The sequence below is a fragment of the Sandarakinorhabdus sp. genome, assembly GCF_040398665.1.
Classification (GTDB): domain Bacteria; phylum Pseudomonadota; class Alphaproteobacteria; order Sphingomonadales; family Sphingomonadaceae; genus Sandarakinorhabdus.
Genome location: NZ_JBBATQ010000014.1, coordinates 1 through 22,535, shown reverse-complemented (window position 1 = coordinate 22,535; position 22,535 = coordinate 1). Strand labels below are relative to the sequence as shown.

The 22,535-nt window shown below is 66.1% G+C and carries 22 protein-coding genes; 16 read left to right on the top strand and 6 right to left on the bottom strand.

Features of this window, described 5'->3' with window-relative positions; all coding sequences use genetic code 11:
- Window positions 1-160: 160 nt before the first annotated feature.
- The 6 genes from rpsT to ABWP22_RS14685 all read left to right on the top strand — a co-directional run bounded on the left by rpsT (window position 161) and on the right by ABWP22_RS14685 (window position 5,754).
- On the top strand, window positions 161-427 hold the full coding sequence (gene rpsT / locus ABWP22_RS14710; protein ID WP_353200739.1) for a 30S ribosomal protein S20: 267 nt from the start codon (window positions 161-163) through the stop codon (window positions 425-427).
- A gap of 712 nt (window positions 428-1,139) precedes the next feature.
- Complete coding sequence (dnaA, locus tag ABWP22_RS14705) at window positions 1,140-2,543, top strand: chromosomal replication initiator protein DnaA (protein ID WP_353200738.1); 1,404 nt, start codon at window positions 1,140-1,142, stop codon at window positions 2,541-2,543.
- Window positions 2,544-2,675: 132 nt separating this feature from the next.
- Entirely contained in the window at window positions 2,676-3,542 is an 867-nt protein-coding gene (locus ABWP22_RS14700; RefSeq protein ID WP_353200737.1) for a DMT family transporter, read from the top strand.
- Between the two features lie 80 nt (window positions 3,543-3,622).
- Window positions 3,623-4,402 carry an SDR family NAD(P)-dependent oxidoreductase gene (locus ABWP22_RS14695; RefSeq protein ID WP_353200736.1) on the top strand — a complete coding sequence of 260 codons (780 nt, stop codon included), beginning with the start codon at window positions 3,623-3,625 and terminating at the stop codon, window positions 4,400-4,402.
- 261 nt (window positions 4,403-4,663) lie between these two features.
- The gene (locus ABWP22_RS14690; protein WP_353200735.1) at window positions 4,664-5,527 is read left to right on the top strand and encodes an SIMPL domain-containing protein; all 864 of its coding nucleotides are present in this window, start codon (window positions 4,664-4,666) and stop codon (window positions 5,525-5,527) included.
- Between the two features lie 53 nt (window positions 5,528-5,580).
- Entirely contained in the window at window positions 5,581-5,754 is a 174-nt protein-coding gene (locus tag ABWP22_RS14685) for a YegP family protein (protein WP_353200734.1), read from the top strand.
- A 70-nt stretch (window positions 5,755-5,824) separates the two neighbouring features.
- On the opposite strand, the gene ABWP22_RS14680 is transcribed toward ABWP22_RS14685, so the two are convergent.
- Window positions 5,825-6,109: a 4a-hydroxytetrahydrobiopterin dehydratase gene (locus ABWP22_RS14680; RefSeq protein ID WP_353200733.1), complete on the bottom strand. Its 285-nt coding sequence runs from the start codon at window positions 6,107-6,109 to the stop codon at window positions 5,825-5,827.
- 33 nt (window positions 6,110-6,142) lie between these two features.
- Between ABWP22_RS14680 and ABWP22_RS14675 the strand changes: the two genes are divergently transcribed.
- From ABWP22_RS14675 to madM, 4 genes are all read left to right on the top strand, one after another.
- A complete protein-coding gene (locus tag ABWP22_RS14675) occupies window positions 6,143-6,526 on the top strand; it encodes a metallopeptidase family protein (RefSeq protein ID WP_353200732.1) in 384 nt (127 codons plus the stop codon).
- Window positions 6,527-6,601: 75 nt separating this feature from the next.
- Window positions 6,602-8,128 (top strand): amidase, encoded by a 1,527-nt coding sequence (locus ABWP22_RS14670; protein WP_353200731.1) that lies wholly within the window; start codon window positions 6,602-6,604, stop codon window positions 8,126-8,128.
- The gene (madL, locus tag ABWP22_RS14665; protein ID WP_353200730.1) at window positions 8,128-8,484 is read left to right on the top strand and encodes a malonate transporter subunit MadL; all 357 of its coding nucleotides are present in this window, start codon (window positions 8,128-8,130) and stop codon (window positions 8,482-8,484) included. Before ABWP22_RS14670 ends, madL begins: the two co-directional genes overlap by 1 nt.
- Entirely contained in the window at window positions 8,481-9,242 is a 762-nt protein-coding gene (gene madM, locus ABWP22_RS14660; RefSeq protein WP_353200729.1) for a malonate transporter subunit MadM, read from the top strand. The genes madL and madM overlap by 4 nt, the downstream gene beginning before the upstream one ends.
- Before the next feature lie 4 nt (window positions 9,243-9,246).
- On the opposite strand, the gene fumC is transcribed toward madM, so the two are convergent.
- Window positions 9,247-10,632 carry a class II fumarate hydratase gene (gene fumC, locus ABWP22_RS14655; RefSeq protein ID WP_353200728.1) on the bottom strand — a complete coding sequence of 462 codons (1,386 nt, stop codon included), beginning with the start codon at window positions 10,630-10,632 and terminating at the stop codon, window positions 9,247-9,249.
- A gap of 120 nt (window positions 10,633-10,752) precedes the next feature.
- Between fumC and ABWP22_RS14650 the strand changes: the two genes are divergently transcribed.
- Entirely contained in the window at window positions 10,753-12,279 is a 1,527-nt protein-coding gene (locus tag ABWP22_RS14650) for an N-acyl-D-amino-acid deacylase family protein (protein ID WP_353200727.1), read from the top strand.
- Window positions 12,276-13,559, top strand: coding sequence for an alanine racemase (alr, locus tag ABWP22_RS14645; protein ID WP_353200726.1), 1,284 nt, complete (start codon window positions 12,276-12,278; stop codon window positions 13,557-13,559). Before ABWP22_RS14650 ends, alr begins: the two co-directional genes overlap by 4 nt.
- 272 nt (window positions 13,560-13,831) lie before the next feature.
- Here the strand turns inward: alr and ABWP22_RS14640 are convergent, their stop codons facing one another.
- From ABWP22_RS14640 to ABWP22_RS14625, 4 genes are all read right to left on the bottom strand, one after another.
- Complete coding sequence (locus ABWP22_RS14640) at window positions 13,832-14,062, bottom strand: hypothetical protein (RefSeq protein WP_353200725.1); 231 nt, start codon at window positions 14,060-14,062, stop codon at window positions 13,832-13,834.
- Window positions 14,063-14,149: 87 nt separating this feature from the next.
- Window positions 14,150-15,475, bottom strand: a complete 1,326-nt coding sequence (locus ABWP22_RS14635) for a S8 family serine peptidase (protein ID WP_353200724.1) — start codon at window positions 15,473-15,475, stop codon at window positions 14,150-14,152.
- 547 nt (window positions 15,476-16,022) lie between these two features.
- Window positions 16,023-16,877 carry an enoyl-CoA hydratase-related protein gene (locus tag ABWP22_RS14630; protein ID WP_353200723.1) on the bottom strand — a complete coding sequence of 285 codons (855 nt, stop codon included), beginning with the start codon at window positions 16,875-16,877 and terminating at the stop codon, window positions 16,023-16,025.
- Window positions 16,874-17,848, bottom strand: coding sequence for an NAD(P)H-dependent flavin oxidoreductase (locus tag ABWP22_RS14625; protein WP_353200722.1), 975 nt, complete (start codon window positions 17,846-17,848; stop codon window positions 16,874-16,876). Before ABWP22_RS14625 ends, ABWP22_RS14630 begins: the two co-directional genes overlap by 4 nt.
- Before the next feature lie 80 nt (window positions 17,849-17,928).
- On the opposite strand from ABWP22_RS14625, the gene ABWP22_RS14620 reads away from it, so the two are divergent.
- The 4 genes from ABWP22_RS14620 (at window position 17,929) to ABWP22_RS14605 (ending at window position 22,484) form a co-directional block, all read left to right on the top strand.
- The gene (locus tag ABWP22_RS14620; protein WP_353200721.1) at window positions 17,929-19,050 is read left to right on the top strand and encodes a helix-turn-helix domain-containing protein; all 1,122 of its coding nucleotides are present in this window, start codon (window positions 17,929-17,931) and stop codon (window positions 19,048-19,050) included.
- Between the two features lie 88 nt (window positions 19,051-19,138).
- A complete protein-coding gene (locus ABWP22_RS14615; RefSeq protein ID WP_353200720.1) occupies window positions 19,139-21,067 on the top strand; it encodes a S41 family peptidase in 1,929 nt (642 codons plus the stop codon).
- A 41-nt stretch (window positions 21,068-21,108) separates the two neighbouring features.
- A complete protein-coding gene (locus ABWP22_RS14610) occupies window positions 21,109-22,251 on the top strand; it encodes an aminotransferase class I/II-fold pyridoxal phosphate-dependent enzyme (RefSeq protein WP_353200719.1) in 1,143 nt (380 codons plus the stop codon).
- Between the two features lie 65 nt (window positions 22,252-22,316).
- Complete coding sequence (locus ABWP22_RS14605) at window positions 22,317-22,484, top strand: hypothetical protein (RefSeq protein WP_353200718.1); 168 nt, start codon at window positions 22,317-22,319, stop codon at window positions 22,482-22,484.
- Window positions 22,485-22,535: the final 51 nt, after the last annotated feature.

Genomic DNA, 22,535 nt, shown 5'->3' with positions numbered 1-22,535 from the left:
ATCTGAATCGCTTGACGATGCTGGCTGCCTCACCTACAGCGCTCGGCTTCCGGCGTGAACCTACGTGGTAAACGTCGATGCGGTCTGTCCGGTACAGGCCAACCGCATGCCCAAGTTTCACTGATCACCTTATTTTCACTGATGACATTGCAGGACACCAATGGCCAACACGCCCCAGGCTGAAAAGCGCATTCGCCGCAACGACCGCCGCGCCGCCATCAACAAGGCACGCGTCAGCCGCATCCGCACCTTCGTCAAGAAGGTCGAATCGAGCCTGGCCGCCGGTGACGGCGCCGCCGCTGCCGAAGCGCTGAAGGCTGCCCAGCCCGAAATGATGCGCGGCGTGGCCAAGGGTGTGCTTCACAAGAACACCGTGTCGCGCAAGATCAGCCGGCTCGCCAGCCGGGTGAAGGCGCTCACCGCCTGACGCGCGCGCAGCGCACGCGGCGCTGCGGCCATTTCGATCCATGACGGGGTTCGCCATTGCGGCGGGCCCCGTTGTTGCATGGGCGCAACGTCGATCGATTCGCCGCCGGGTTTGACCAGCTTTGGCCGATTCGCGGCCGGATGATCACCCGGATGGCAGGTGTATCGAGAACGTTCCCGGAACGGGTGCGGCACCATGGCGGACATTGCACAGCATGGGCCGTTGCGGCCGAAAAAATGTCTGTCACGAAAGCTTCATTGCTTTGACACAAAAAACCAAGCACTTGGCGGTTCTGCCGGCTTGTCGAAGCCCGCACATCCCGTCCGATTCGGCGCATGATTCCAGATGCTTGGAAGGCTCTCGAAGGAGCGCTGGTTACAGGCCTGTCAATCCTTTTATTTGGCTCTGGATGCAAATTGGTCGCTTGCCGGCACCCCCGTCGCTTGCTTAATTGACCCTCGGTTGGACCCGACCGGCGCCCCCATCGCCATCAGGGTCAATCGCAGAGACACGATTCCGGCTGTGCCTTGATCTGGGCGCGGGTGCCCTTTTGCGCCCTCGCGGCAAGGCATGGCGCCACGTGCGGACGAACGATGAAACAATGGGGCGCCCCGGTGGGGTGCCTGTCTTGGCCGGGGGCGGCAGAAGGGTTGAATGCGTGTTGTCGTCTTTTGCATCTGCGACTCTTGCATCTGCAACGTCTGCATCTGTCATGCCGGTGGTGGTTCCGGCCGGGCGTGAGCCGACGGCGCTGGCGCTGGACAGCGCGGCGGCCTTGGATCGCGACGTTCCCGGCGAGCTTTGGGCCCGCGTGCGCATCGCCCTGCGCCAGGATGCCGGGGATCACAGCTTCGATGCCTGGCTGGCGCCGCTGGCCCTGCTGACTGCCGATGGCGACACGGTGCGGCTGGCCGCGCCGACAGCCTTTGCGGCCGATTGGGTGACCAGCCATTTTGCCGATCTGCTCCGCCGCCATTGGTCTGCCCAGCGCCCTGCCATCCGCCGCGTGCTGATCGAAGTCGGCGGCAGCGCCGCTGCAGCGGCGGCCGGCCCGGCCGCCAAGCCTGCCCCGTTGGCGGCCGTGCGCCAGACGCTGCCCGTGGATGCCCGCTACAATTTCGACAATTTCGTCGTCGGCAAATCGAACGAGCTGGCCTACAATGCCGCGCTCGCCATGGCCGAACCGGGTGCGCCGGGCTTCAACCCGCTGTTCCTGCATGGCACCACCGGGCTGGGCAAGACCCACCTGATGCACGCCATCGGCAATGCCTATCTGGCCCGCCACCCCGATGCCAAGGTCGCCTATCTGTCGGCCGAGAAGTTCATGGTGGAATTTCTGGCCGCGATGCGCGCCAAGGACACGATCAGCTTCAAGCAGCGGCTGCGCTCGGTCGATCTGTTGATGATCGATGATGTCCAGTTCATTGCCGGCAAGGAATCGACCCAGGAAGAATTTTTCCACACGATGAACGAGATCATCGGCGCCGGGAAACGCCTGGTGATCACCGCCGATCGTTCACCCCAGAATCTGGAAGGCATCCAGGATCGCATCCTGTCGCGCATGGCCTGGGGCCTGGTTGCCGATATCAACCCGGCCGATTACGAGCTGCGCCTGAACATCCTGCATGCCAAGGTGAGCACATTGGCCAACCGCGCCCAGGTGCCCGACGATGTGATCGAGTTTCTGGCCCGCAAGATCACGGCCAATGTACGGGAACTCGAAGGCGCGCTCAATCGCGTCACCGCGTTCGCCTTGTTGGTGAACAAGCCGATCACGCTGGAATTCACCCGCGAGACGCTGGCCGATCTGCTGCGCGCCCACGAAAAGAAGCTCACCATCGACGAGATCCAGCGCAAGGTGGCGGATTATTACGGCCTGAAGCTGACCGAGCTGCTGTCCGAACGCCGTTCGCGGGAAGTCGCCCGGCCGCGCCAGATCGCCATGTATCTCGCCAAGAAGCTCACGCCGCGATCCCTGCCGGAAATCGGTCGGCGCTTCGGCAACCGCGATCACACCACGGTGATGCACGCGGTGAAGAAGGTCGAGGAACTGCGCGGCAAGGACCCGGAGATCGACAGCGACGTCGCCACCCTGGCACGACTGCTGGACGGCTGAGGCCGTAGCCTCGATTGCGATTTGATCGGATCATCTCGGCTCCCTCCCCGCAAGGGGGAGGGCGTTGAACGTTTCGAGCTGCGTGCTATCGGCTCTGGTTGACGCCGGCCGCCAAGCGCCTAACCCGGCTGTGTGCAGCGCCTGTCCCGCTCTGGTCCGTTCTGGTTCATCCTGTCCTGCTTCGCCTTTGCCGCGATGTGGGTGATGATCCGCTATGCCGCGCGCCAGTTGCACAGTTTCGAGATCGTGTTTTTCCGCAATGCGCTGGGCCTGCTGTTCCTGTTGCCGATGATCCTTGGCACGCCCGGCCTGATTCGGTGGACAAGGCTGCGCGTGCATCTGGGCCGGGCGACATCGGGCTTCATCGCCACCATGGGCACCTTCTATGCGGTGGCCAATGCCCCGCTCGCCGATGTGCTGGCGATCAATTACACGGCGCCGCTGTTCGGCACCATCGGCGCGGTGCTGATGCTCGGCGAAGTGATTCGCGCGCGGCGGGTGGCGGCGCTGGCGGTGGGCTTTGCCGGCATGCTGCTGGTGCTGCGCCCCGGTTCGGTGCCACTCACCCCTGGCATCCTTGCGGCGATCATTTCGGCGGTGTCCACCGGCTATTCGATTGTCGCCATGCGCACGCTGGTCGGCGTGGACGACAGCCGCGCCGTCGCCGCCTGGACCTTCATCCTGACCACCCTGCCCAGCCTGGCGGTGGCATTGTTCGTGTGGACACCGCCACCGCTTGCCGTGTGGCCACTGCTCGCTGGCATTGGCGCGATGGCGGCTGCGGGCCAATTGACCCTGGCCCGCGCCTTCTCGCTGTCCGAAGCCTCGGCGGTGCTGCCGCTGGATTTCGTGCGCTTTGGCCTGATCACCGCGGCCGGCGTGCTGCTGTTCGGGGAGCGTTATGATCTGCTCACCCTGGCCGGTGGCGCGCTGATCCTGGCTTCCACCATCTATCTGGCCGTGCGCGAGGCGCAGATCCGGCGGCAGGCGCGACCCTGATCGGGCTGGCGGTTTGGAAAGGTTGCGTGGGCGCGGCGGCCTGCCCATAACCGCAACATCAACGAGATGGGGAGAGAGAAATGCAACTGCAAGGTTTGTCGGCCGTGATCACCGGCGGTGCCTCTGGCCTGGGCGCGGCGACGGCGCGGCTGCTGGCCAGCCACGGCGTCAAGGTGGCGATTTTCGACATGAATGCCGAAAAGGGCGAGGCCGTCGCTGCCGAACTCGGCGGCGTGTTCTGCAATGTGAACGTGACGGATGAGGCTTCGGTGGATGCCGGCTTTGCCAAGGCGCGCGCTGCCATCGGCCAGGAGCGGATCCTGATCAACTGCGCCGGCACCGGCAACGCCATCAAGACCGCGAGCCGGTCGAAGGAAGACGGCAGCATCAAGCATTTCCCGCTGGAGGCGTTTGACCGCATCATCCAGATCAATCTGGTCGGCACCTTCCGCTGCATCGCCAAATCCGCCGCCGGCATGCTGAGCCTGCCGCCGATGGAAAATGGCGAGCGCGGCGCCATCGTCAACACGGCGAGCGTCGCCGCCGAAGATGGCCAGATCGGCCAGGCCGCCTATTCGGCATCGAAGGGTGGCGTCGTCGGCATGACCCTGCCGATCGCCCGCGACCTTTCCAGTGAAGGCATCCGCGTCAACACCATCCTGCCCGGCATCTTCAACACGCCCTTGTTGCAAGGCGCGCCGCAGCCGGTGAAGGACGCGCTGGGCGCGCAGGTGCCGTTCCCGAAGCGGCTGGGCAATCCGGAGGAATATGCCAGCCTCGCCGTGGAGATGTGCCGGAACTCCTATTTCAACGGCGAGGATGTGCGGTTGGATGGGGCCATTCGGATGGCGCCGCGCTGATCGCAGCCGGGCGCGAAACGAGCGCGCAGCGCTGTTTTCCGACCCCGGCAAGATCGGCCAGCGACCGAAAAAGGCGGCTCTCCAGCCGCCTTTTTTGTGTCGTCTGACGGCGTGGCTTTGCCGCCGGCCGCGCTCACCGGGCCTGCACTCGATCCTTGCCCCACCCCTCCGCCTCGCTGCGCTCGGCACCTCCCCTGGCAGGGGAGGACCATTCCGGCCCATTCATCAAAGCGCAACCATTGCCGCGCCATGCTGCTGCGCATGAGAAACCTCGCCCTCCTCGCCGCCCTGATCGCCGCGCCTGCGCTGGCGCAGACCCCGCCCGCCATCATCGGCCAGCCCTATATTCCCGCCCCGTGGTGGATGAAGGAGCCGGTGATTGCGTCGATGGGCCATGTCCGCACCGAAGTGCCGGCGAATCGCGCGCGCTTCGCGGCGCGATTCTCGGTGGTGGAAAAGACCGCGGCGGCTGCATCCAGTGCCGCCACCGCCCGGGCGCGCGAACTCGATGCGGCGCTGGCCGCGCTGGGCGCCGAGCGCGTGCGGCTGAACACCAGCCTGTCCACCCGCCCGCTTTATGACCAGTATCGGCAGAAGGATGGCAGTTTGGTCGACAACCAGCGCGCCGATCGCATCGACGCCTATGAGGTGACCGCCGAACTGGCCATCGAAGTGCGCGACATGGCGTTGCTGGAGCGGGCCTATCGGCTGGCGGTGGCGGCGCAGCCGTCCGCCATCGACCGGCCAAGCTTTGATCTGCAACCCGAAAACGAGCTGAAAAGCTGGTTGTATGAGGCGGCGGTCAAGGATGCCGCCCGCCGCGCCCGGCAGGCCAGCGCGGCCGCCGGCGCGCGGCTGGGGCCGGTGAAGATCATCGACCCTTCAGGCAGCGTGTGCACCACGCAGGTGCTGGCCGGCTGGCCAAGCTATGGCGATGCCGCAGCGGCCACCGACGTGGACGCGCCGCAGGTGATGGTGACCGGCAGCCGCATGGCCATGGCTGCACCGCCGCCGCCGCCGTCGCTGCAAGACCGCGCCGAAGCCGTGCAGGTGACCTTGCAGCCACCGTTGCGTGAACTGACCGCGCAGGCCTGCGTGATCTATGGCCTCGGCGGGCCCGGTTGACGCTGCCGATGACGCGGATTATCCTTGGTTTGTAACTGGGGGAGGAGTGGCACATGGCCCACAAGTTCGAAATCTACAAGGACAAGGCCGGCGAGTATCGGGTGCGGTTCAAGTACAACAGCGAGACGATGTTCTCGACCGAAGGCTATGCATCGAAAGCCTCGGCGATCAACGCCATTGAATCCATCAAGAAAAACGGGCCCGACGCCCCGACCGTCGAGGTCTGAAGGCTGATCCGAACAGCCTGAACATGGGCCGGCCGGTACCCTTGGGTGCCGGCCTTCCTGTTTGCAGGGTTCAGCCCAGCAGCGCGTCGATGGCCTTGGCCAGTTTCACATCGCGCACCGACAGGCCGCCGGCCTCATGGGTGGTCAGCGCGATGTCCAGCTTGTTGTAGACGTTGAACCATTCGGGATGGTGATCCTGGGCCTCGGCCAGCAGCGCCACCCGGCTCATGAAGCCCCAGGCCGCGCTGAAATCCTTGAACTTGAAGCTGCGCTTCAGATGCTCGCCATCGATCCGCCAGCCCGGCAGTGCCGCCGCCAGCGCGGCACGCGCCGCGGTGTCCAGTCTCTCGACCATGGCCATGATCCTTTCTAAGGGTGGCAGATGCTGATGGCCCCCACCCTTGCCGACATCGAAGCCCTGGCACAAGCCGCGGTCGAGCGCCTGCCGCTGCTGTTCCGGCAGCATCTCGCCAGCCTGATCCTGCGCGTCGAGGATTTCCCCGACGCGGAGGTGATGGCCGACATGGCGCTGGAGACGCCGTGGGATCTGCTCGGGCTTTATTGGGGCCGACATGTCGGCCTGAAGGGCGATGAACCGTCGGGCGCGCTGCCGGACATGATCTTCCTCTATCGCCGGCCGCTGCTCGATCTGTGGGCGGAGGGCGAAGAGTCGCTGGAGGGGCTGGTGACGCATGTGCTGGTGCACGAGGTCGGCCATCATTTCGGGCTGAGCGATGACGACATGGAGGCGATCGAGGCGGCGGCGCAGTAATTCGGGCCGCTTGCCAGCGTGCCGGTCATCGGCAACAAGTTGCAGTGAAGCGCCGGGGGGCGCGAGGAGGGGCGGATGAACGGATTTTCCGGCACACGGCGGCAATTTCTGGGCGGGGCCGGTGCGTTGGCACTGGCGCCGGCCGTGGCGAACGCAAAAGCCCCGCCGCTCGATCCCTTGCTGGCCATGCCGGGGCGTGAACTGGCCGGGTTGATCGCGGCGAAGAAGGTGAGCGCGGTGGAAGCGCTCGCGGCCGTGCTGGCGCAGATCGCGCGGCACAATCCGGCGCACAATGCGGTGGTGGCGCTGCAGGATGGCGATGCACTGATGGGCCAGGCCCGCGCCATGGATGCGAAATTGGCGGCGGGCGCGGCACCGGGGCCGCTGTTCGGCATGCCCTGGGCGGTGAAGGATCTGGCCGGCGTGATCGGCATCCGCACCACCAACGGCTCGCTGGTCAACAAGGACAATATCCCCACCAGCGAAGGCATCATGGTGCAGCGGTTGCGCAGCGCGGGTGCGCTGTTCATCGGCAAGACCAACGCGCCGGAATTCGGCCTGGGATCGCACACCATCAATCGCGTCTATGGCCCGACGCGCAATGCCTGGAACACGGCCAAATCCGCCGGGGGCAGCAGCGGCGGGGCCGGGGTGGCGTTGGGCTTGCGCATGGTTCCGCTGGCCGATGGATCGGATTTCGGCGGTTCGCTGCGCAATCCGGCTGTGTGGAACAATGTCTTCGGGTTTCGCACCACGCTGGGCACCATCCCGTCGGAAGGCGGCGAGCAGTGGATTTCGAAGATGAGCACGTCGGGCCCGATGGCGCGCAGCGTGTCTGATCTGGGGCTGGTCCTGTCGGTGATGGCCGGGCCGCATCCGGGGGTGCTGGGTGCGCTGCCGGTGGATGCGCGCAGCTTTGCCGCGCCGCTCGGCGCAGACCACAAGGGCGTGCGCATCGGCTGGCTGGGCGATTGGGGCGGGCGCGTGCCGCATGACGGGCAAGTGATGCGCATCTGTGAGGGTGCGCTGCCGGCGTTTCGCAGCCTGGGTTGCGTGGTGGATGACGCCAAGGTCGATCACGCGATCGAGCCGGTGTGGCAGGCGCTGATGCTGCTGCGATCCTGGGTGTCGGGCACCGGCCTGCAACGCTATGCCGACGATCCGGCGACGCGCGACCTGATCGGCCCGCAGGCGCATTGGGAAATCGCCAACAGCCGCACCATCACCGGCGCGCAGGTGCTGAATGCTTCCACCGTGCGCACGGCCTGGACGCGGGCGGTGGACAAATTGTTCGAAACCCACGATTTTCTGATTGCACCGGCGGTGCAGTTGCTGCCGTTTCCGGTGGAACAATTGTGGCCCACCGAGGTCGCCGGCAAGACGATGCGCAGCTATCACGAATGGATGCTGGGCACGTTCCTGGTGACGATGACCGGCCTGCCAGCGTTGGCGGCCCCGGCGGGATTCTCTGCAGACGGCCTGCCCGCCGGCATCCAGATCATCGGCCGCCGCGGCGCCGATCTGGCCTGCCTGAAATTGGCGCACGCCTATGAACAGGCAATGCGGCCGGTGATCAGCCGCCTGCCGCCGGCGTTGATCTGATGGTGGTCTATGGCGTGGCCGTGTTGGCCGGCTGCACTTTGGTCGGGCTTTATGTCGGCGATCTGCTTGGCGCGGCGCTGGGTTTGCAAGCGAATGTGGGCGGCGTCGGCATCGCGATGCTGCTGATGATCGCCTGCACCAATCTGCGCGCTGCGCCGCTGCGGCCTGGCACGCCGGCGGGCAACGGGGTCGATTTCTGGAGCCTGATGTATATCCCGATCATCGTCGCCATGGCGGCGCAGCAGAATGTGGCGGCGGCGGTGTCGGGCGGCGCGATGGCGATGCTGGCGGGTGTGGCAGCGGTGGTGGCCGGCTTTGCACTGGTGCCGGTGCTGGCGCGGATGGCACGCAAATGATGGTCCTGGAAAAATTCGCTGCCAGCAATGGCCTGCTGGTCGGCTTCCTGTTCGTCGGGCTGGTGATGGCGCTGGCCTACTGGATCGCCCGCCATCTCACGCGCGGGCTGCTGCACGGATCGGCGATCGCCATTGCGTTGGGGCTGTTGCTGGCCTGGGTGGCCGGCGAACAGACCGGCGGCGCCAAGGGCGTGGCGGATTGGCCGCTGTTGGCCGGGGTCGGCGTGCTGGGTGGATCGATGCTCCGCGATTTCGCCATCGTCGCCACGGCCTTTGGCGTGCGCCTGTCCGATCTGCGCAGCGCCGGCTGGGTGGCAGCGCTGTCGATCCCGCTGGGCGTCGTGGTCTCGTTCCTGTGCGGGGCGGTCGTGGCTTATGGCTTTGGCGTGCGCGATCCGGTGGCGATCACCACGATCGGCGCGGGTGCCGCCACCTATATCGTCGGGCCGGTCACCGGCGCCTCGCTGGGGGCGGCCTCCGATATCATCTCGCTCAGCATCGCGGCCGGCCTGGTGAAGGCGGTGCTGGTGATGATCGCCACGCCGCTGGTGGCGCGGCGCATCGGCCTCGACAATCCGGCCAGCGCGATGGTCTATGGCGGGCTGATGGGCACCAACAGCGGCGTGACCGGCGGCCTGGCCGCGACCGATCCCAAACTGGTGCCCTATGGCGCGATGACGGCCACCTTCTACACCGGGCTGGGCTGCCTGATGGGGCCGTCGGTGTTGTTTCTGGCGGTGAAGGCGGTGCTGGGTTAGGCCGTCACCCCAGCATCTTGGCCGGGTCCACGATCACATCATAATCCGCCCCGCTCACCAACCCGCTTCTGATCGCGGCTTCCCGCAACGTCAGGCCTTGCGTGTGGGCGGTCTTGGCGATCTTGGCGGCGGCGTCATAGCCGATTCTGGGTGCAAGCGCGGTGACCAGCATCAGCGAATTTGCGACCCCGCGGGCGATGTTGTCGCGGCGTGGCTCCAGGCCAGCCAGCAGGTTGGTGGTGAAGCTGCGCGACGCGTCGGCCAGCAGGCGCACGCTTTGCAGGAAGGCATGGGCCATCACCGGACGATAGACGTTGAGTTCGAGCAGGCCCTGGCTGTTGGCAAAGCTCAAGCTGGCCTGATTGCCGAACACTTGCGCACACACCATGGTCAGCGCCTCGACCTGGGTGGGGTTGACCTTGCCGGGCATGATCGAGCTGCCCGGTTCATTCTCCGGCAGTGCCAGTTCGCCAAGCCCGGACCGTGGCCCGGAACCGAGCAGGCGGATATCATTGGCGATCTTGTGCAGGCTGGTGGCCAGCGTGTTGAGCGCGCCGTGCAGGAACAGCAGCGCATCCTGGCCCGCCAAAGCGGCGAACTTGTTGGGGGCGGTGACGAAGGGCAGGCCGGTGAAGGCAGCGATTTCGGCTGCGACGGCTTCGGCAAAGCCCGGCGGCGCGTTCAGGCCTGTGCCGACCGCGGTGCCGCCTTGCGCCAGCTCATACAGGCCGGGCAGCGCCAGCAGGATCCGTTCGAGGCCGCCTGCCACCTGCGCGGCGTAACCGGAAAATTCCTGCCCCAGCGTGAGCGGCGTGGCATCCTGGCCATGGGTGCGGCCGATCTTGATGATGTCGCCCCACGCTGCCGCCTTGCCGGCCAGATCGGCGTGCAGGGCGTGCAAGGCCGGCAGCAGTCGATCCGTGATTTCGCGCGCCGCGGCGATGTGCAGCGCGGTGGGGAAGACATCGTTGGAGGATTGCGACAGGTTCACATGATCATTGGGGTGCACCGGCGATCTCGCGCCGCGCATGCCGCCCAGCGCTTCGCTCGCCAGATTGGCGATCACTTCATTGGCGTTCATGTTGGTCTGGGTGCCCGATCCGGTCTGCCACACCAGCAGCGGGAATTCGGCGTCCAGCCGGCCATCGGCCACCCGCATTGCAGCATCGGCGATGGCGGCTGCGATGGCGGGATCGAGCCCGCCCAATCGCGCGTTGGTGCGCGCCGCGGCCAGCTTGATCACGCCCAGCGCATGGATGATCGGCGGCGGCATCCGCTCCGTGCCGATGCGGAAATTTTCCAGGCTGCGCTGGGTTTGCGCGCCCCACAGATGGGCTGCGGGGACTGCGATCGGCCCCATGGAATCCTGTTCGATGCGCGTGTTGGCCATGGCCGGAGCCTAGGGCCGGCGCGGTCGCGCGGCGAGGGCCGGAATCTTCGCCTGCATCAACAACGAGTGGTCATCGCCGCCCGCCCCTGCCACACTGCGCGGCAACAGGGGGGTGAAGCGATGCAGGTCAGGATGTTGGGGGGCGGCGCGGCGGCGCTGATTGGCGTGCTATGGGCTGGCGCGGTGGCGGCGACCACCTTGATCAGCGGGGCGGTGGTGCAGGATGGATCGGGCGCGGCACCCCGGCAGGCATCGGTGCGCATCGATGGGGGCCGCATCGTTGCGGTCGGCGATCTGGCGCCGCAGCCGGGCGAGACGCTGATCGATGGCAAGGGCCTGGTGCTGGCGCCGGGCTTCATCGATGGCCACAGCCACCATGATCGCGATGATTATGCCGATCGCACCATGTTGCCACTGCTGGCGCAGGGGGTGACGACCATCGTGGTTGGCCAGGATGGCGGCAGCGATGCGCCGTTTGCGCAAATGGCCGCCACGTTCAACGCCAGGCCTGCCGCCATCAATGTCGCGGCCTATACCGGGCACGGCTTCGTGCGCGATACGGTGATGGGCAAGGATTACAAGCGGGTCGCGACGGCGGGTGAAGTGGCGAAGATGCAGGCGCTGCTCGCCGCCGACATCAAGGCGGGATCGCTCGGCCTGTCCACCGGCTTGGAATATGATCCCGGCATTTATTCCAGCCGTGATGAGGTGCTGGCGCTGGCCCGCACCACGCAAGCCGGCGGCGGGCGGTACATCAGCCATATCCGCAGCGAGGATGTGGCGGTGGATGCGGCGCTGGATGAGCTGATCGATCTGGGCGCGAAAACCGGCGTGCCGGTGCAGGTCTCGCACATCAAGCTGGGCATGGTCAGCCGCTGGGGTGGTGCCAAGGCGGTGCTCGCCAAGCTGGACGCTGCCCGCGCGCGCGGCATCCAGGTGACGGCGGATGTCTACCCCTATGAATATTGGCAGGCCACGTTGACCGTGCTGTTTCCCAAGCGCGATTTCACCGACATCGCCGCGGCGCGCTTTGCGTTGACGGAGCTGACGACGCCGGCCGGCATGCTGATCGGCTTTTACGCCCCCGATCCGGCGCTGGCGGGCAAGACCATCGCCGAGATTGCCGCCATGCGCGGCGAGGAGCCGGCAAAGACCTATTTGTGGCTGATCCAGACGGCAGAGGCCTGGCGCATTGCCCACCCGGAAGCGACCCGGGTGGAATCGGTGATCGGCACGGCGATGGCCCCGCAGGATGTGGCGGATTTCATCGCCTGGCCGCACAGCAACATCTGTTCCGATGGCGGCATCGGTGGCCGCCATCCGCGCGGCGCCGGCACCTTCGGCAAGATCGTCCGCCAATATGTGCGTGAGGACAAATTGCTGAGCATGGCGCAGGCCGTGCACAAGATGACCGGGCTGACCGCCGCGCATCTGGGGTTGGCCGGGCGCGGGCTGATCAAGCCGGGCTATACCGCCGATCTGGTGCTGTTCGATGCGGAGCGTTTCGCCGACAAGGCGACGGTGCAGCAGCCCAACGCGCTGGCGGTGGGTATGAACATGGTGATGGTGGCCGGCCAGGTGGTCTATCGCGATGGCGCGGCGACGGGCGCGTTTCCGGGCCAGTATCTGAAGCGCGGCGCGCCATGATTGCCAAGGTGATTGCCAAGGCAATTGATCGACGGCAGCTTCTGGCTGGCGCCGGCGCGCTGCTGGCGGCTGGCGCGGCGGCTTCGCCGGTGCTGGTGGCGGACAATCACCGGCTGACGCTGGCACGCGCGACGCGGCGCAACGGCTGGGTGGAAGTGGACGCCGCCGCATTTGAGGCCAATATCGACAGGGTGCGGTCCGTTGTCGGCCCCGCCCGGCTGTGCGCCGTGATGAAGGCGGATGCGTACGGGAACGGCATCGCGCTGCTGATGCGATCGATCATCGCCAAGCGCATCACCGAAGTGGCGATCACGTCGAATGACGAGGCGATGGTGGCGCGCACGCTCGGGTTTCGCGGGCGGCTGCTGCGCATCCGCACCGCCACGCCGGACGAGATGGCGGATGGTTTCGCGCTGAATATCGAGGAAGCGATCGGCAATGCCGATGCCGCCGCCCGGCTGGCGATGCTGTGGCGGCAGTATGGCAAACGGCGGGCGCTGCCGGTGATCCTGGCGCTGAACAGCGGCGGCATGTCCCGCAACGGCATCGAGCTGTCCACCGATTATGGCAAGGCCGACGCGCGGGCGATCCTGGCACTGCCGGGGCTGCAGATGCGCGGGGTGATGACGCATTTCCCCAGCGAGGAAGGCCCGGACATATTGGCGCAACTGGCGCGTTATGAAGCCGATCTGGCCTGGCTGCGCAGCGCCGGGTTGGGCGCGGTCGAGCGCCACACCGCCAACAGCTTCGCCACGCTGCAACACCCTGCCACGCGGCTGGACATGGTGCGTGTTGGCGGGCTGCTCTATGGCGATCCCGGTTCGGTGAAGACCAGCGACTATCTGCCCACGATGGCGATCAAGTCGCGGGTGGCGGCGGTGAACCATTATCCCGCCGGGCAAACGGTGAATTATGATCGCACCTTCCGCTTAGGTCGCGAAAGCTGGCTGGCCAATATCCCCATCGGCTATTCCGACGGCCTCCGCCGCAGCTTCAGCCATGCCAACCGGCCTGAGTTTCCCGCCGATCTGGGCCGCAATCCGCAGGTGCTGATCGGCGGGCAACGCTTTCCGATTGTCGGCCGGGTGACGATGAACACGCTGATGGTCGATGTGACCGGGCGGCAGGATCGGGTCGCGCTGGGCGACGAGGTCGTGCTGTTCGGCGCGCAAGGGGGCGAGCGCATCACCCAGGCGGAATTCGAGGCGGCTGGCAGCGGCTATGGCCCGGAACTGCTGGCGATGCTGGGGGCGGGGCTGCCGCGGGTGTTGAAGGCCTAGACTTGATCGCATTCGGGCTGAGGCGCCCAACTTCCTCCCCGTTGACCTTCGGTCGCCTACGGCTGTGGGGAGGGCGACTCGCTCCCCTTGGCGCGAGCGGGGTGGGGGTAGCCCCTTGAGTCACAGCAGGCGGGGACCCCCACCCCCCGGATCAAGTCCGGGGCAGGCTGCTCGGCTGGCGCCGAGTCGCCCTCCCCGCAAGGGGAGGGAGTTGAAGTGCTTCGATCAAACTGCAATCGAGTTTGGAAATTTCTGACGCCAAGCGCTGGCCCTTACTGCGGGTCGCCCGGTGGCAGCTGGATCGGCTGGCTGGGTTCGACCGCGGTGACGCCGTCGATCGATTTACAGGCTTCGACAGTGTCGGGATCGGCGGTGCCGACCAGCATTGCCAGCTCGGCGAGCACGCTGGTTGCGGTGAAGCCCTTGGCGCGCAGGGCGTCGGCGACGGCGGCGGCCGGAGCGCCGGGCGCCAGGGTGACGATATACTCCACGGGATCGGCCATGTCGGGATGATACTCCGAATTGCGTCTCGATGATATCGGTTTGGCCGATGCCATCGAGACGCAGGTTTCGAACTATGCAGACTGGGCTTACTGAACCGCCTGGACCAGGCCGCTGCCAACAGCGGTGACCGGGAGGGGCAGCGGGCGGGCGCGGGCGCGCAGGGCGGCGCGCAAAGCATTGCCGCGCAGGCCGGTGGCTTGGGCGAGCAGCGCCGCGCAGCCGGCGGCGTGCGGGGTGGCCATGCTGGTGCCGGTCTTGGGGCCATAGCGGGTGGGCATCGGCACCGATGAAAAGACACTGCTGCCCGGCGCAGCGATCTGGATCGGGCCCCCGTTGGAATAATAGGCCACGCCCAGATTGGGATCGAGCGCGGCGCAGGCCATGATGGTTGGCGAATTGGCCGGCGCGCCGCACGGGCTGATCGTGCCGGGCCGGTTGCTGCTGTTGCCGGCGGCCGCGATGATCAGGCACCCGGCATTGAGCGCCTGCTGCCCGGCCTGCGTGTAATAGGCATAAGGCCCGCCGCCGCCGCCCAGCGACATGGAGATGACTTCGCAGCGGTTGGCAATGGCCCAGTTCATGCCCGCCAGCACCGACGCCGACGTGCCGCCGCCGGTGTTGGACAGGACCTTGCCGATGAAGATGTTGGCTTCAAAGGCCACGCCATAGCGCGGTATGTTGCCGGCCGGCGCGCGCGGGCCGGCGGCGGTGCCGGTGCAATGCGTGCCATGGCCGTTGACGTCTTGCGTGGTCTCGCCGCTGATGAAGCTGCGGTGCACGATGGCCCGCCCGGCGAAATCCGGGTGGCGGAAATCGAAACCGGTGTCGAGAATCGCGATCTTGATGCCGCGGCCAGTGAAGCGGCTGGTGTTGGCGCGCACAGCCACAATGCCCCAGGTGTTGCCGAGCACGGCACTGGCCGGATCGTCGGCGCCTTCGCCTTCGCCGCCGCCACCACCGCCACCGGCGGCCAGATCATCGCGGATGCGCGCCGCGGCGGCGGCAAAGCCGCGCAGATATTCGGCCGGATCGACGCCGGCCGGGAACATGAAGATTTCGGGTTCATTGGCGGAAAAGGCCGCAGTTGCCGAACTGCCGTCGCCAAAACTGCTGGCGGCCATGCCGGATGCTTCATCGAGGATGGCGACGCCAAGCTCTTCGAACACCAGGCCCGATGCGCCCGACAGCCCTTCGGCCGTGATGTCATCACCGTCGAAATCCGATGAGGAGGCGATGCTGCCCGGCGCGAGATCATTGAGACTGGCGCGGCCTTGCGCAATCGCGTCGGGATTGAAGGTGATGATCCGCCGCCCGGTTTCCAGGGCCGCTCCGCCTTCGGCAACCGAATCGGCGCCAAGGCTGTTCAGCATTTTTTCCAGCATTTCGTCAGGATTGGTCAGAATATCCATCATCGTCCTCCTCCTTGGTTACTGCTGTGTAATAATTTGTGCTTGTGGAAATTGGTTGTTGAGCGGGCCTTTGCTTTGGCAATCAAGCACGCCAATATTCATTGCCCTGATATCAGGCCAAAATATGATTGCGGTTCATGCCGTGGATTTACAGTCATTCAGTTCGGTGTAGCCATGGTGCGATCATATTGTTGCAAAAATATTTATGATAGAGCCGCATAGACGCCGTCATCTGGCGATATTGCATTGCACAAAATCGTTGATTGACCGATTCATGGTGAATTAAGCCACCAGTCCGGTGAATTCATGGCCTTGTTTTGGTTTGGGATTCCTGCGGGTCACAGATCGGGCCCAAGCCCCGGCACAGCGCCGCAGGCAGCGGACCGGCCGGCTCGGCCGGCTGAAACATTTCTCGGGGTGAACGCACTATTCACGGCGCAGTCACGCACGCTGCTGTGGTTTCACGGCGATCCGGGCCACGCCTGCGCCCGCAGCGCGAGTCGCGGCGCTTGCCAGCCCGGCCAGCGCCCCTTGATTCAGCGCTCCTGAATCACCGCCCCGTGAACAGCGGGGCGCGCTTTTCGCGGTAGCTGGTGAAGGCCTCGCGGAAATCTTCGGTTTTCGTCGCCTGATCCTGCTCGTGGTCGGCGGCGGCGAAGGCCGTGGAATAATCTTCGTCGAGCGCGGTCCATACTTGCGCCTTCATTGCGGCGAGGCTGCGCGGGGCGCTGAAGGTGGCGATGTTCCGGGCGTAGGCCTTGGCGTGGGCCAGCAGCTCATCATCGGCGAATGTGTCGTTGACGAGGCCGAGCGCCTTGGCCTCGGCACCGTCGAAGCGGCGGGCGGTGTAGAGCAGGTCCATGGCGCGGGCCTGGCCGATGAGGCGGGTGAGCAGCCAGGCCGAGCCTTTTTCGCCGGGCACGCCGATGCGGGCGAAGGTGGCGTTGAACAGCGCCGACTGCGCAGCAAAGCGGATGTCGCAGTGCAGGGCGAGGATGAAGCCCCAGCCGAACGCCGGGCCATTGACGGCCGCGATGGTCGGCTTGCGGCAGGTGATCAGCACTGGCCAGCCGCCGCTGTAATAGGGCGCCAGCTTCGGCCCGATATCGTCGCCCCATTGCGGCGCGGTTTCCGGGTGTGTCTCCACACGGCCACCGCCGCCGGTGCCGATGATGCCCAGATCAAGCCCGGCGCTGAAGCTGCGGCCGGCGCCGGTGATCAGGATCACCTTTGCATCCGGATCGGAACCGGCGCGGGCGACGGCGGCGAAAAAGTCCGTCAGCATCTGCGGGGTGAGCGCGTTCAGCTTTTCGGGGCGGTTGAGGGTGATGGTCGCCACCCCATCCGCCAGATCATAGAGAATGTCGCTCGGTGCGCGAGCCGGACCGGAGGATAGCTCGCTCATGCAGCGAACCGGTTCAGGCGCTGGCTGATGATGCGTTCGGCATCGGCCATGATGGTGTCGATCAATTGCTGCACGGTGGGAATGTCGTGAATCAGGCCGGCGACCATGCCGCAGCTCCAGCCGCCGGCATCCATGTCACCATCGCGCATGATCTTCGGATAGACGCCGGCGACTTCCGCGATGATATCCTCGAACTTGAGGTCTGCGCCCAGCGTGCGCTCCTTTTCGAGCAGGCGTTCGACGGCGGCATTGTTGAGCACGCGCTCGGTGTTGCGCAGCGGGCGCATGATCAGGCGGGTGTCCAGTTCGGTGGCGGCGACCAGCGCGGCCTTCACATTGTCGTGCACCGGCGCTTCGACCGTGGCGATGAAGCGGGTGCCCATGTTGACGCCTTCGGCGCCGAGCGCCAGCGCCGCCACCAACTGGCTGCCGGTGGCGCAGCCGCCGCTGGCCACGAACGGGATCTCCAGTTCTTCGGCGGCGCGCGGCAGCAGCACCCAGTTGCCGACATCATCTTCACCGGGATGGCCGCCGCATTCGAAACCATCCACCGACACCGCATCACAGCCGATCGCCTGCGCCTTCAGGCTGTGGCGCACGCTGGTGCATTTGTGGATCACCTTGATGCCGGCCTCTTTCAAAGCCGGCAGATATTTCGCCGGGTTGTTGCCGGCGGTTTCCACCACCTTCACGCCGCCATCGATGATCGCCTTGATCAGGCCGGGATAATCCGGCGGGGTGACGCTGGGCAGGAAGGTGAGGTTCACGCCGAACGGCTTGGCGGTCATCGTCTTGCAGCGGGCGATTTCGGCGGCGAGCTTTTCGGGCGTGCCCAGGGTGAGGGCGGTGATGATGCCCAACCCGCCGGCATTGGAAACCGCGGCGGCCATTTCGGCAAAGCCGACATAATGCATGCCGCCCTGCATGATCGGGTGCTGGATGCCGAACAATTCCGTGATGCGCGTCTTCATGCTGTGTTCCCCAAGTTTTGCCGCAGGCTAACCCGCGTGTTCGCTGGCAGCAATGCCGCGATTGTGGGAGGATTGGCCCGATGATCGAATTTGGCGTGTTGAGCATCACGCTGCTGCTGGGCTGCGTGCAGGGGCTGGTGCTGGCGGGCCTGTTGTGGCGCGCGCCGGCCAATCGCGCCGCCAATCGCTGGCTGGCGCTGCTGATCGTGGCGGTGGCAGCGCTGATCACGCCTTATATCATCGGCTTTGCCGGCTTTTATGATGCCTGGCCGTGGCTCAGTTTTGCGCCGTTCAGCTATACGATGGCGTTCGGGCCGCTGCTCTGGCTTTATGCGGCCAACCTGACCGGGCGGGCCCCGGCGCTTGTATGGCCGCATTTCCTGGCCGTTGCCGTGCAGTTTGCGGCCGACGCGCTGGTGTTTCCGTTGCCTTTGGCCACCAAGAACTGGTGGGACGGCGCCGCGCACGCGCCTTTCATCGATCCCGCCTTCACCCTGGGCTGCTTTGTGTCGATGGCCGTCTATGGCCGCATGGCCTGGCGCTGCTGGGCGGATTATCGCCGCTGGCTGGGCGAGAATGTGACGGATGCGGTGGATTTCGATGTGCTGTGGCTGCGCAATTTCCTGATCGCGATTGCGCTGGTGGTGGGCGTGTGGCTGGGCTTTTTCGCTGCCAACCTGCGCGATCCGGGGCGCAATTATTTCGATCAATTCTGGCTGTATATGCTCTTTTCCGGCCTGGTCATCTATCTCGGCGTGGAAGGCTGGCGCCATGCCGGCACGCGCTATCCATTGCCAACGGATTCGGCCCTGTCCGTGGCCGCAGCGTCGATGGTGGCCGCGCAGCCGCAATCGGCAACGGCGAAGGATTGGGCCGCGATGGGCGCGCGGTTCGTGGCGCAGATCGAGGCACAGGCGCTGTGGCAAGATCCGGATCTGACCGCCGCCAGCCTGGCCCGCGCGCTGGGCACCAACACCAACTATCTGGCGCGCGCCTTCAATGATGGGCTGGGTGCCAATTTCAACGCGGTGATCAACCGGCGGCGGGTGCGCGAAGTGCAGGGGTGGCTGGCCGATCCAGCCGACACACGCGCGATTCTGGCGATGGCGATGGACGCCGGCTTTCGATCAAAGGCCAGTTTCAACCGGGCCTTTGCCGAATTTGCCGGGACAACGCCGTCGAAAGCACGTCTCAGATCCTGAAAGGCGCATGATTTTCAGCGTTTCGGGCGAAGGGCCCCGGCGGATCGGCCAGGGACGTGGCGTTCAATGCCATCCCGAAAGGCCCGCCATGTTCCGCTCTGCCCTTGTTGCCGTTCTGCTTGCCGCCGCCCCAGCCATTGCGGCCGAGATGCCCAACCCGCTGCTCAGCCCGGCGCAGGCGAGCGCCGACGTCGCCCTGCTGCGCCGCGCGATGGAGACGATCCATCCCGGCCTCTATCGTTATGTGCCCAAGGCCGAAGTGGACGCAAATTTCGTCCGGCTGGCGGCGCTGGCGCGCGCGCCGATCAGCACGCTCGCGCTGCACCGGGAAATCGCGCGCCTGGTGGCCAGCATCCACTGTGACCACAGCAAGCCGGAATTGCCGGCCGCCATCGAACGCTGGCGCAAGACCAATGCCAGCCACCTGCCGCTGCGCTTTGCCCTGATCGAAGGGCGGATGATCGTGGTGTCGGGCGCGCTGCCCCGGGGGGCCGAGATCACGGCGATCAATGGTCGGCAGGTCCCGCACATCCTCACCGCGTTGGCGCCGCTGGTGTCATATGATGGTGACACCGATCAGCATGTCGCCGTGAAGATCGCCGACGACAGTGATTTGTCGGGCAGCGATCTGGATGAATATTGGCCCGGCCTGTTCGGCGCGCCGACCAGTTGGGATATCGCCTGGAAAATGCCGGGCGCGGCAGGGATCGAGCGCAGCACACTGGCGCCGATCAGCTTTGACGCCTGGACGCAGTTGGCCCCGGCGGGCGGCAACCACCGCGTGGAATTCTACAACGGCATCAGCTGGCGCATGGCCGGCAAGACGGCGCGGCTGCGCATCGACACCTTCGTCAACTACCGCAATCCGGTGGCGCCCACGCCGTACCTGGGCGGCTTCTTCATGGCGATGAAGGCTGCCGGCACCGAGCATCTGATCCTCGATCTCAGGAACAACGGCGGCGGATCGGAAGATGTGTCGATTGCACTGGCGCGCTATCTGTTCGACGCGCCGTTCACCTGGTCAAAACCGGTGCGTTACAAGGCGATCCGCTTTGGCGATCTGCCCGAACATATCGAAAGCTGGGGTGATCCGGCCGCGTTGTTCAACCCGCCCGAGACGGATTTCGTGCGCACCGCTGACGGCATGTTTGATCGCATTCCGGCTGGCACCGACGAAACCAGTGATGATGACAGCACGATCGAACATCAGGTGCTGCCGGCAGCGCAGCGCTTCGCCGGGCGGCTGACCGTGCTGACCGGGCCGCAGAACGGCTCTGGCGCCACGCGCACCATCGCCTGGCTGAAGGAACGGCGCGGCGCGACGCTGGTCGGCGAGGAAGGCTCGGGCAGTGCCGAAGGGCCGACCGCCGGGCAGATCTTCCTGGTCACCCTGCCGGCCAGCGGCATCAAGCTGCGCGTGCCCAATGCATGGAACCGCACCAACATCGCCCGCTTCACGCCTCGGCGCGGGGTGGCGGCGGATCTGTTGGTGGTGCCGACCCTGGCGGACTTCAGCGCCGGGCGGGATCGCGCGGTGGAGGTGGCGCGCGCGCTCGACCAGCCGGCGGCCCCGCTGGATGCGGGCGCGGAACTGACCAAGGCGCTCGCCGGCAACTGGACCGGCCGGCTCGATTATCGCGATCATGGCGACGACAGCCGTGAAAGCCTGCCGACCTTGTTGACCGCCACGGGCCTTTCGCTGGCCTGGACCTATGATGACGGCCCGGGCAAGACCGTGCGTAGCGTCGAGACCTGGACGTTCACGCCAGATGGCAAGGCGCTGGTCGTCACCGGCAAGGACAGTCGCGAAACGATGACGGTTTCCGAACTGCGCCGCAGCCGCGATGGCGCGCTCACCCTCGTGCTGGACGGCACTGGCAACGAGAATGGCAAGGCCGTGATCGTGCGCACCATCCTGACCCGCGACGGCGAAACCCTGCGCATCACCCGGCAGAGCCGCAGCCCCGGCCAGCCGTTCATCATGCGCCACAGCCATCAGTTGCGCCCGGCGGCCTGACCCACTGGCCGTTTGCCGGCCTGCATGGCAAGACATGCGCCATGCAGGCCGGCACCACCATCTTCGAACATATGTCCGGCCTGGCGCGTGCGCATGGCGCGGTCAATCTGGGGCAGGGCTTTCCGGATTTCGGCTGGCCCGATGCGGTGCTGGCCGCCGGAGCCGATGCGATCCTGCACGGCAACAATCAATATCCGCCGATGCGGGGGCTGCCCGAATTGCGCGCGGCCGTGTGTGCATTCTACGCGCGGCGGCAAGGGCTGGCGCTCACGCCCGACCAGGTCATCGTCACCTCTGGCGCCACCGAGGCGCTGGCGGCCAGCATCATGGCGGTTGCCGCTGCCGATGACGAGGTGATCCTGTTTGCGCCGGCTTACGATGCCTATGCGCCGCTGGTGCGCCGCGCCGGCGCGGTGCCGGTGTTCGTCGATCTGCTTCCGCCGGATTGGCAGGCCAGTGCCGAGGCGATTGCCGCCGCCATCACTCCGCGCACCCGCGCGATTCTGCTGAACACGCCGCACAATCCCACCGGCAGCATCGCCGGCGCGGCCATGCTGGCGGCGATTGCCGAACTGGCCGCGACGCACGACCTGATCATCATCAGCGATGAGGTGTGGGAGGAAGTCATCGTCGGCGCCGCGCCGCATGCCTCCCCGTTCGCCTTGGCGCCGGCGCGCACCATCAAGATCGGTTCGGCTGGCAAGCTGCTGGCGCTCACCGGCTGGAAGGTTGGCTGGGTGGTGGCAGCGACCGCGCTGGCCGAGCGTGTGGCGCAGGTGCACCAGTTTCTCACCTTCACCACGCCGCCGCCGCTGCAGGTGGCGGTGGCGGCCGGGCTGGCGTTGCCGGATGCCTATTTCGCCGCGACCCGCGCACGCTTCGTGGCGGCGCGCGATCGGTTGGTGGCAGCCCTCAGCGCCGGCGGCTGGCGATTGTTGCCGGCGCAGGGCAGCTATTTCGTGATGGCCGATCTGACCGCATCCGGCGTGACGATGCGTGACCGCGATTTCTGCGAGATGGCCGTCGCCAGCGCCGGCGTCGCGGCGATCCCGCTGAGTGCATTCATGCCGGATGGTGGGTCAGATGGTGGGCAAACGCCGTTCATCCGGCTGTGCTTTGCCAAATCCGATGCCGTGCTGGATGCTGGCGCGGCGCGGCTGAATGCGGCGCGCACGCGGCCATGACCCATGCTTGACTGTGTTGCTTGAGTAGTGCACATGGGCAAGGGCAAGATGCTGGGAACCGGATGATGGCAGAGCGGCACGTGAATGGCGGCAATGTGGTTTCCACCGGCATCGGCTTCGGCTCGGCGCTGGCCATCACCATCAGCTGGAGCCTGCACAAATCCCTGTTGTGGGCCGTGATCCACGGGATTTTCGGCTGGTTTTACGTCATTTACTATGCGCTGACGCGTTAGGCCGTGAACTCATAAGTTCCATACCCCGTCATTGCCCGCAGAAGCGAAATG

What these genes read in the sequence shown, in the direction of transcription:
- rpsT (WP_353200739.1), top strand. Translation starts at nt 161, where the DNA reads ATGGCCAACACGCCCCAGGCTGAAAAGCGCATTCGCCGCAACGACCGC.
- dnaA (WP_353200738.1), top strand. Translation starts at nt 1,140, where the DNA reads ATGCCGGTGGTGGTTCCGGCCGGGCGTGAGCCGACGGCGCTGGCGCTG.
- ABWP22_RS14695 (WP_353200736.1), top strand. Translation starts at nt 3,623, where the DNA reads ATGCAACTGCAAGGTTTGTCGGCCGTGATCACCGGCGGTGCCTCTGGC.
- ABWP22_RS14690 (WP_353200735.1), top strand. Translation starts at nt 4,664, where the DNA reads ATGAGAAACCTCGCCCTCCTCGCCGCCCTGATCGCCGCGCCTGCGCTG.
- ABWP22_RS14685 (WP_353200734.1), top strand. Translation starts at nt 5,581, where the DNA reads ATGGCCCACAAGTTCGAAATCTACAAGGACAAGGCCGGCGAGTATCGG.
- ABWP22_RS14680 (WP_353200733.1), bottom strand. Translation starts at nt 6,109, where the DNA reads ATGGTCGAGAGACTGGACACCGCGGCGCGTGCCGCGCTGGCGGCGGCA.
- ABWP22_RS14675 (WP_353200732.1), top strand. Translation starts at nt 6,143, where the DNA reads ATGGCCCCCACCCTTGCCGACATCGAAGCCCTGGCACAAGCCGCGGTC.
- ABWP22_RS14670 (WP_353200731.1), top strand. Translation starts at nt 6,602, where the DNA reads ATGAACGGATTTTCCGGCACACGGCGGCAATTTCTGGGCGGGGCCGGT.
- madL (WP_353200730.1), top strand. Translation starts at nt 8,128, where the DNA reads ATGGTGGTCTATGGCGTGGCCGTGTTGGCCGGCTGCACTTTGGTCGGG.
- madM (WP_353200729.1), top strand. Translation starts at nt 8,481, where the DNA reads ATGATGGTCCTGGAAAAATTCGCTGCCAGCAATGGCCTGCTGGTCGGC.
- fumC (WP_353200728.1), bottom strand. Translation starts at nt 10,632, where the DNA reads ATGGCCAACACGCGCATCGAACAGGATTCCATGGGGCCGATCGCAGTC.
- ABWP22_RS14650 (WP_353200727.1), top strand. Translation starts at nt 10,753, where the DNA reads ATGCAGGTCAGGATGTTGGGGGGCGGCGCGGCGGCGCTGATTGGCGTG.
- alr (WP_353200726.1), top strand. Translation starts at nt 12,276, where the DNA reads ATGATTGCCAAGGTGATTGCCAAGGCAATTGATCGACGGCAGCTTCTG.
- ABWP22_RS14640 (WP_353200725.1), bottom strand. Translation starts at nt 14,062, where the DNA reads ATGGCCGATCCCGTGGAGTATATCGTCACCCTGGCGCCCGGCGCTCCG.
- ABWP22_RS14635 (WP_353200724.1), bottom strand. Translation starts at nt 15,475, where the DNA reads ATGATGGATATTCTGACCAATCCTGACGAAATGCTGGAAAAAATGCTG.
- ABWP22_RS14630 (WP_353200723.1), bottom strand. Translation starts at nt 16,877, where the DNA reads ATGAGCGAGCTATCCTCCGGTCCGGCTCGCGCACCGAGCGACATTCTC.
- ABWP22_RS14625 (WP_353200722.1), bottom strand. Translation starts at nt 17,848, where the DNA reads ATGAAGACGCGCATCACGGAATTGTTCGGCATCCAGCACCCGATCATG.
- ABWP22_RS14620 (WP_353200721.1), top strand. Translation starts at nt 17,929, where the DNA reads ATGATCGAATTTGGCGTGTTGAGCATCACGCTGCTGCTGGGCTGCGTG.
- ABWP22_RS14615 (WP_353200720.1), top strand. Translation starts at nt 19,139, where the DNA reads ATGTTCCGCTCTGCCCTTGTTGCCGTTCTGCTTGCCGCCGCCCCAGCC.
- ABWP22_RS14610 (WP_353200719.1), top strand. Translation starts at nt 21,109, where the DNA reads ATGCAGGCCGGCACCACCATCTTCGAACATATGTCCGGCCTGGCGCGT.
- ABWP22_RS14605 (WP_353200718.1), top strand. Translation starts at nt 22,317, where the DNA reads ATGGCAGAGCGGCACGTGAATGGCGGCAATGTGGTTTCCACCGGCATC.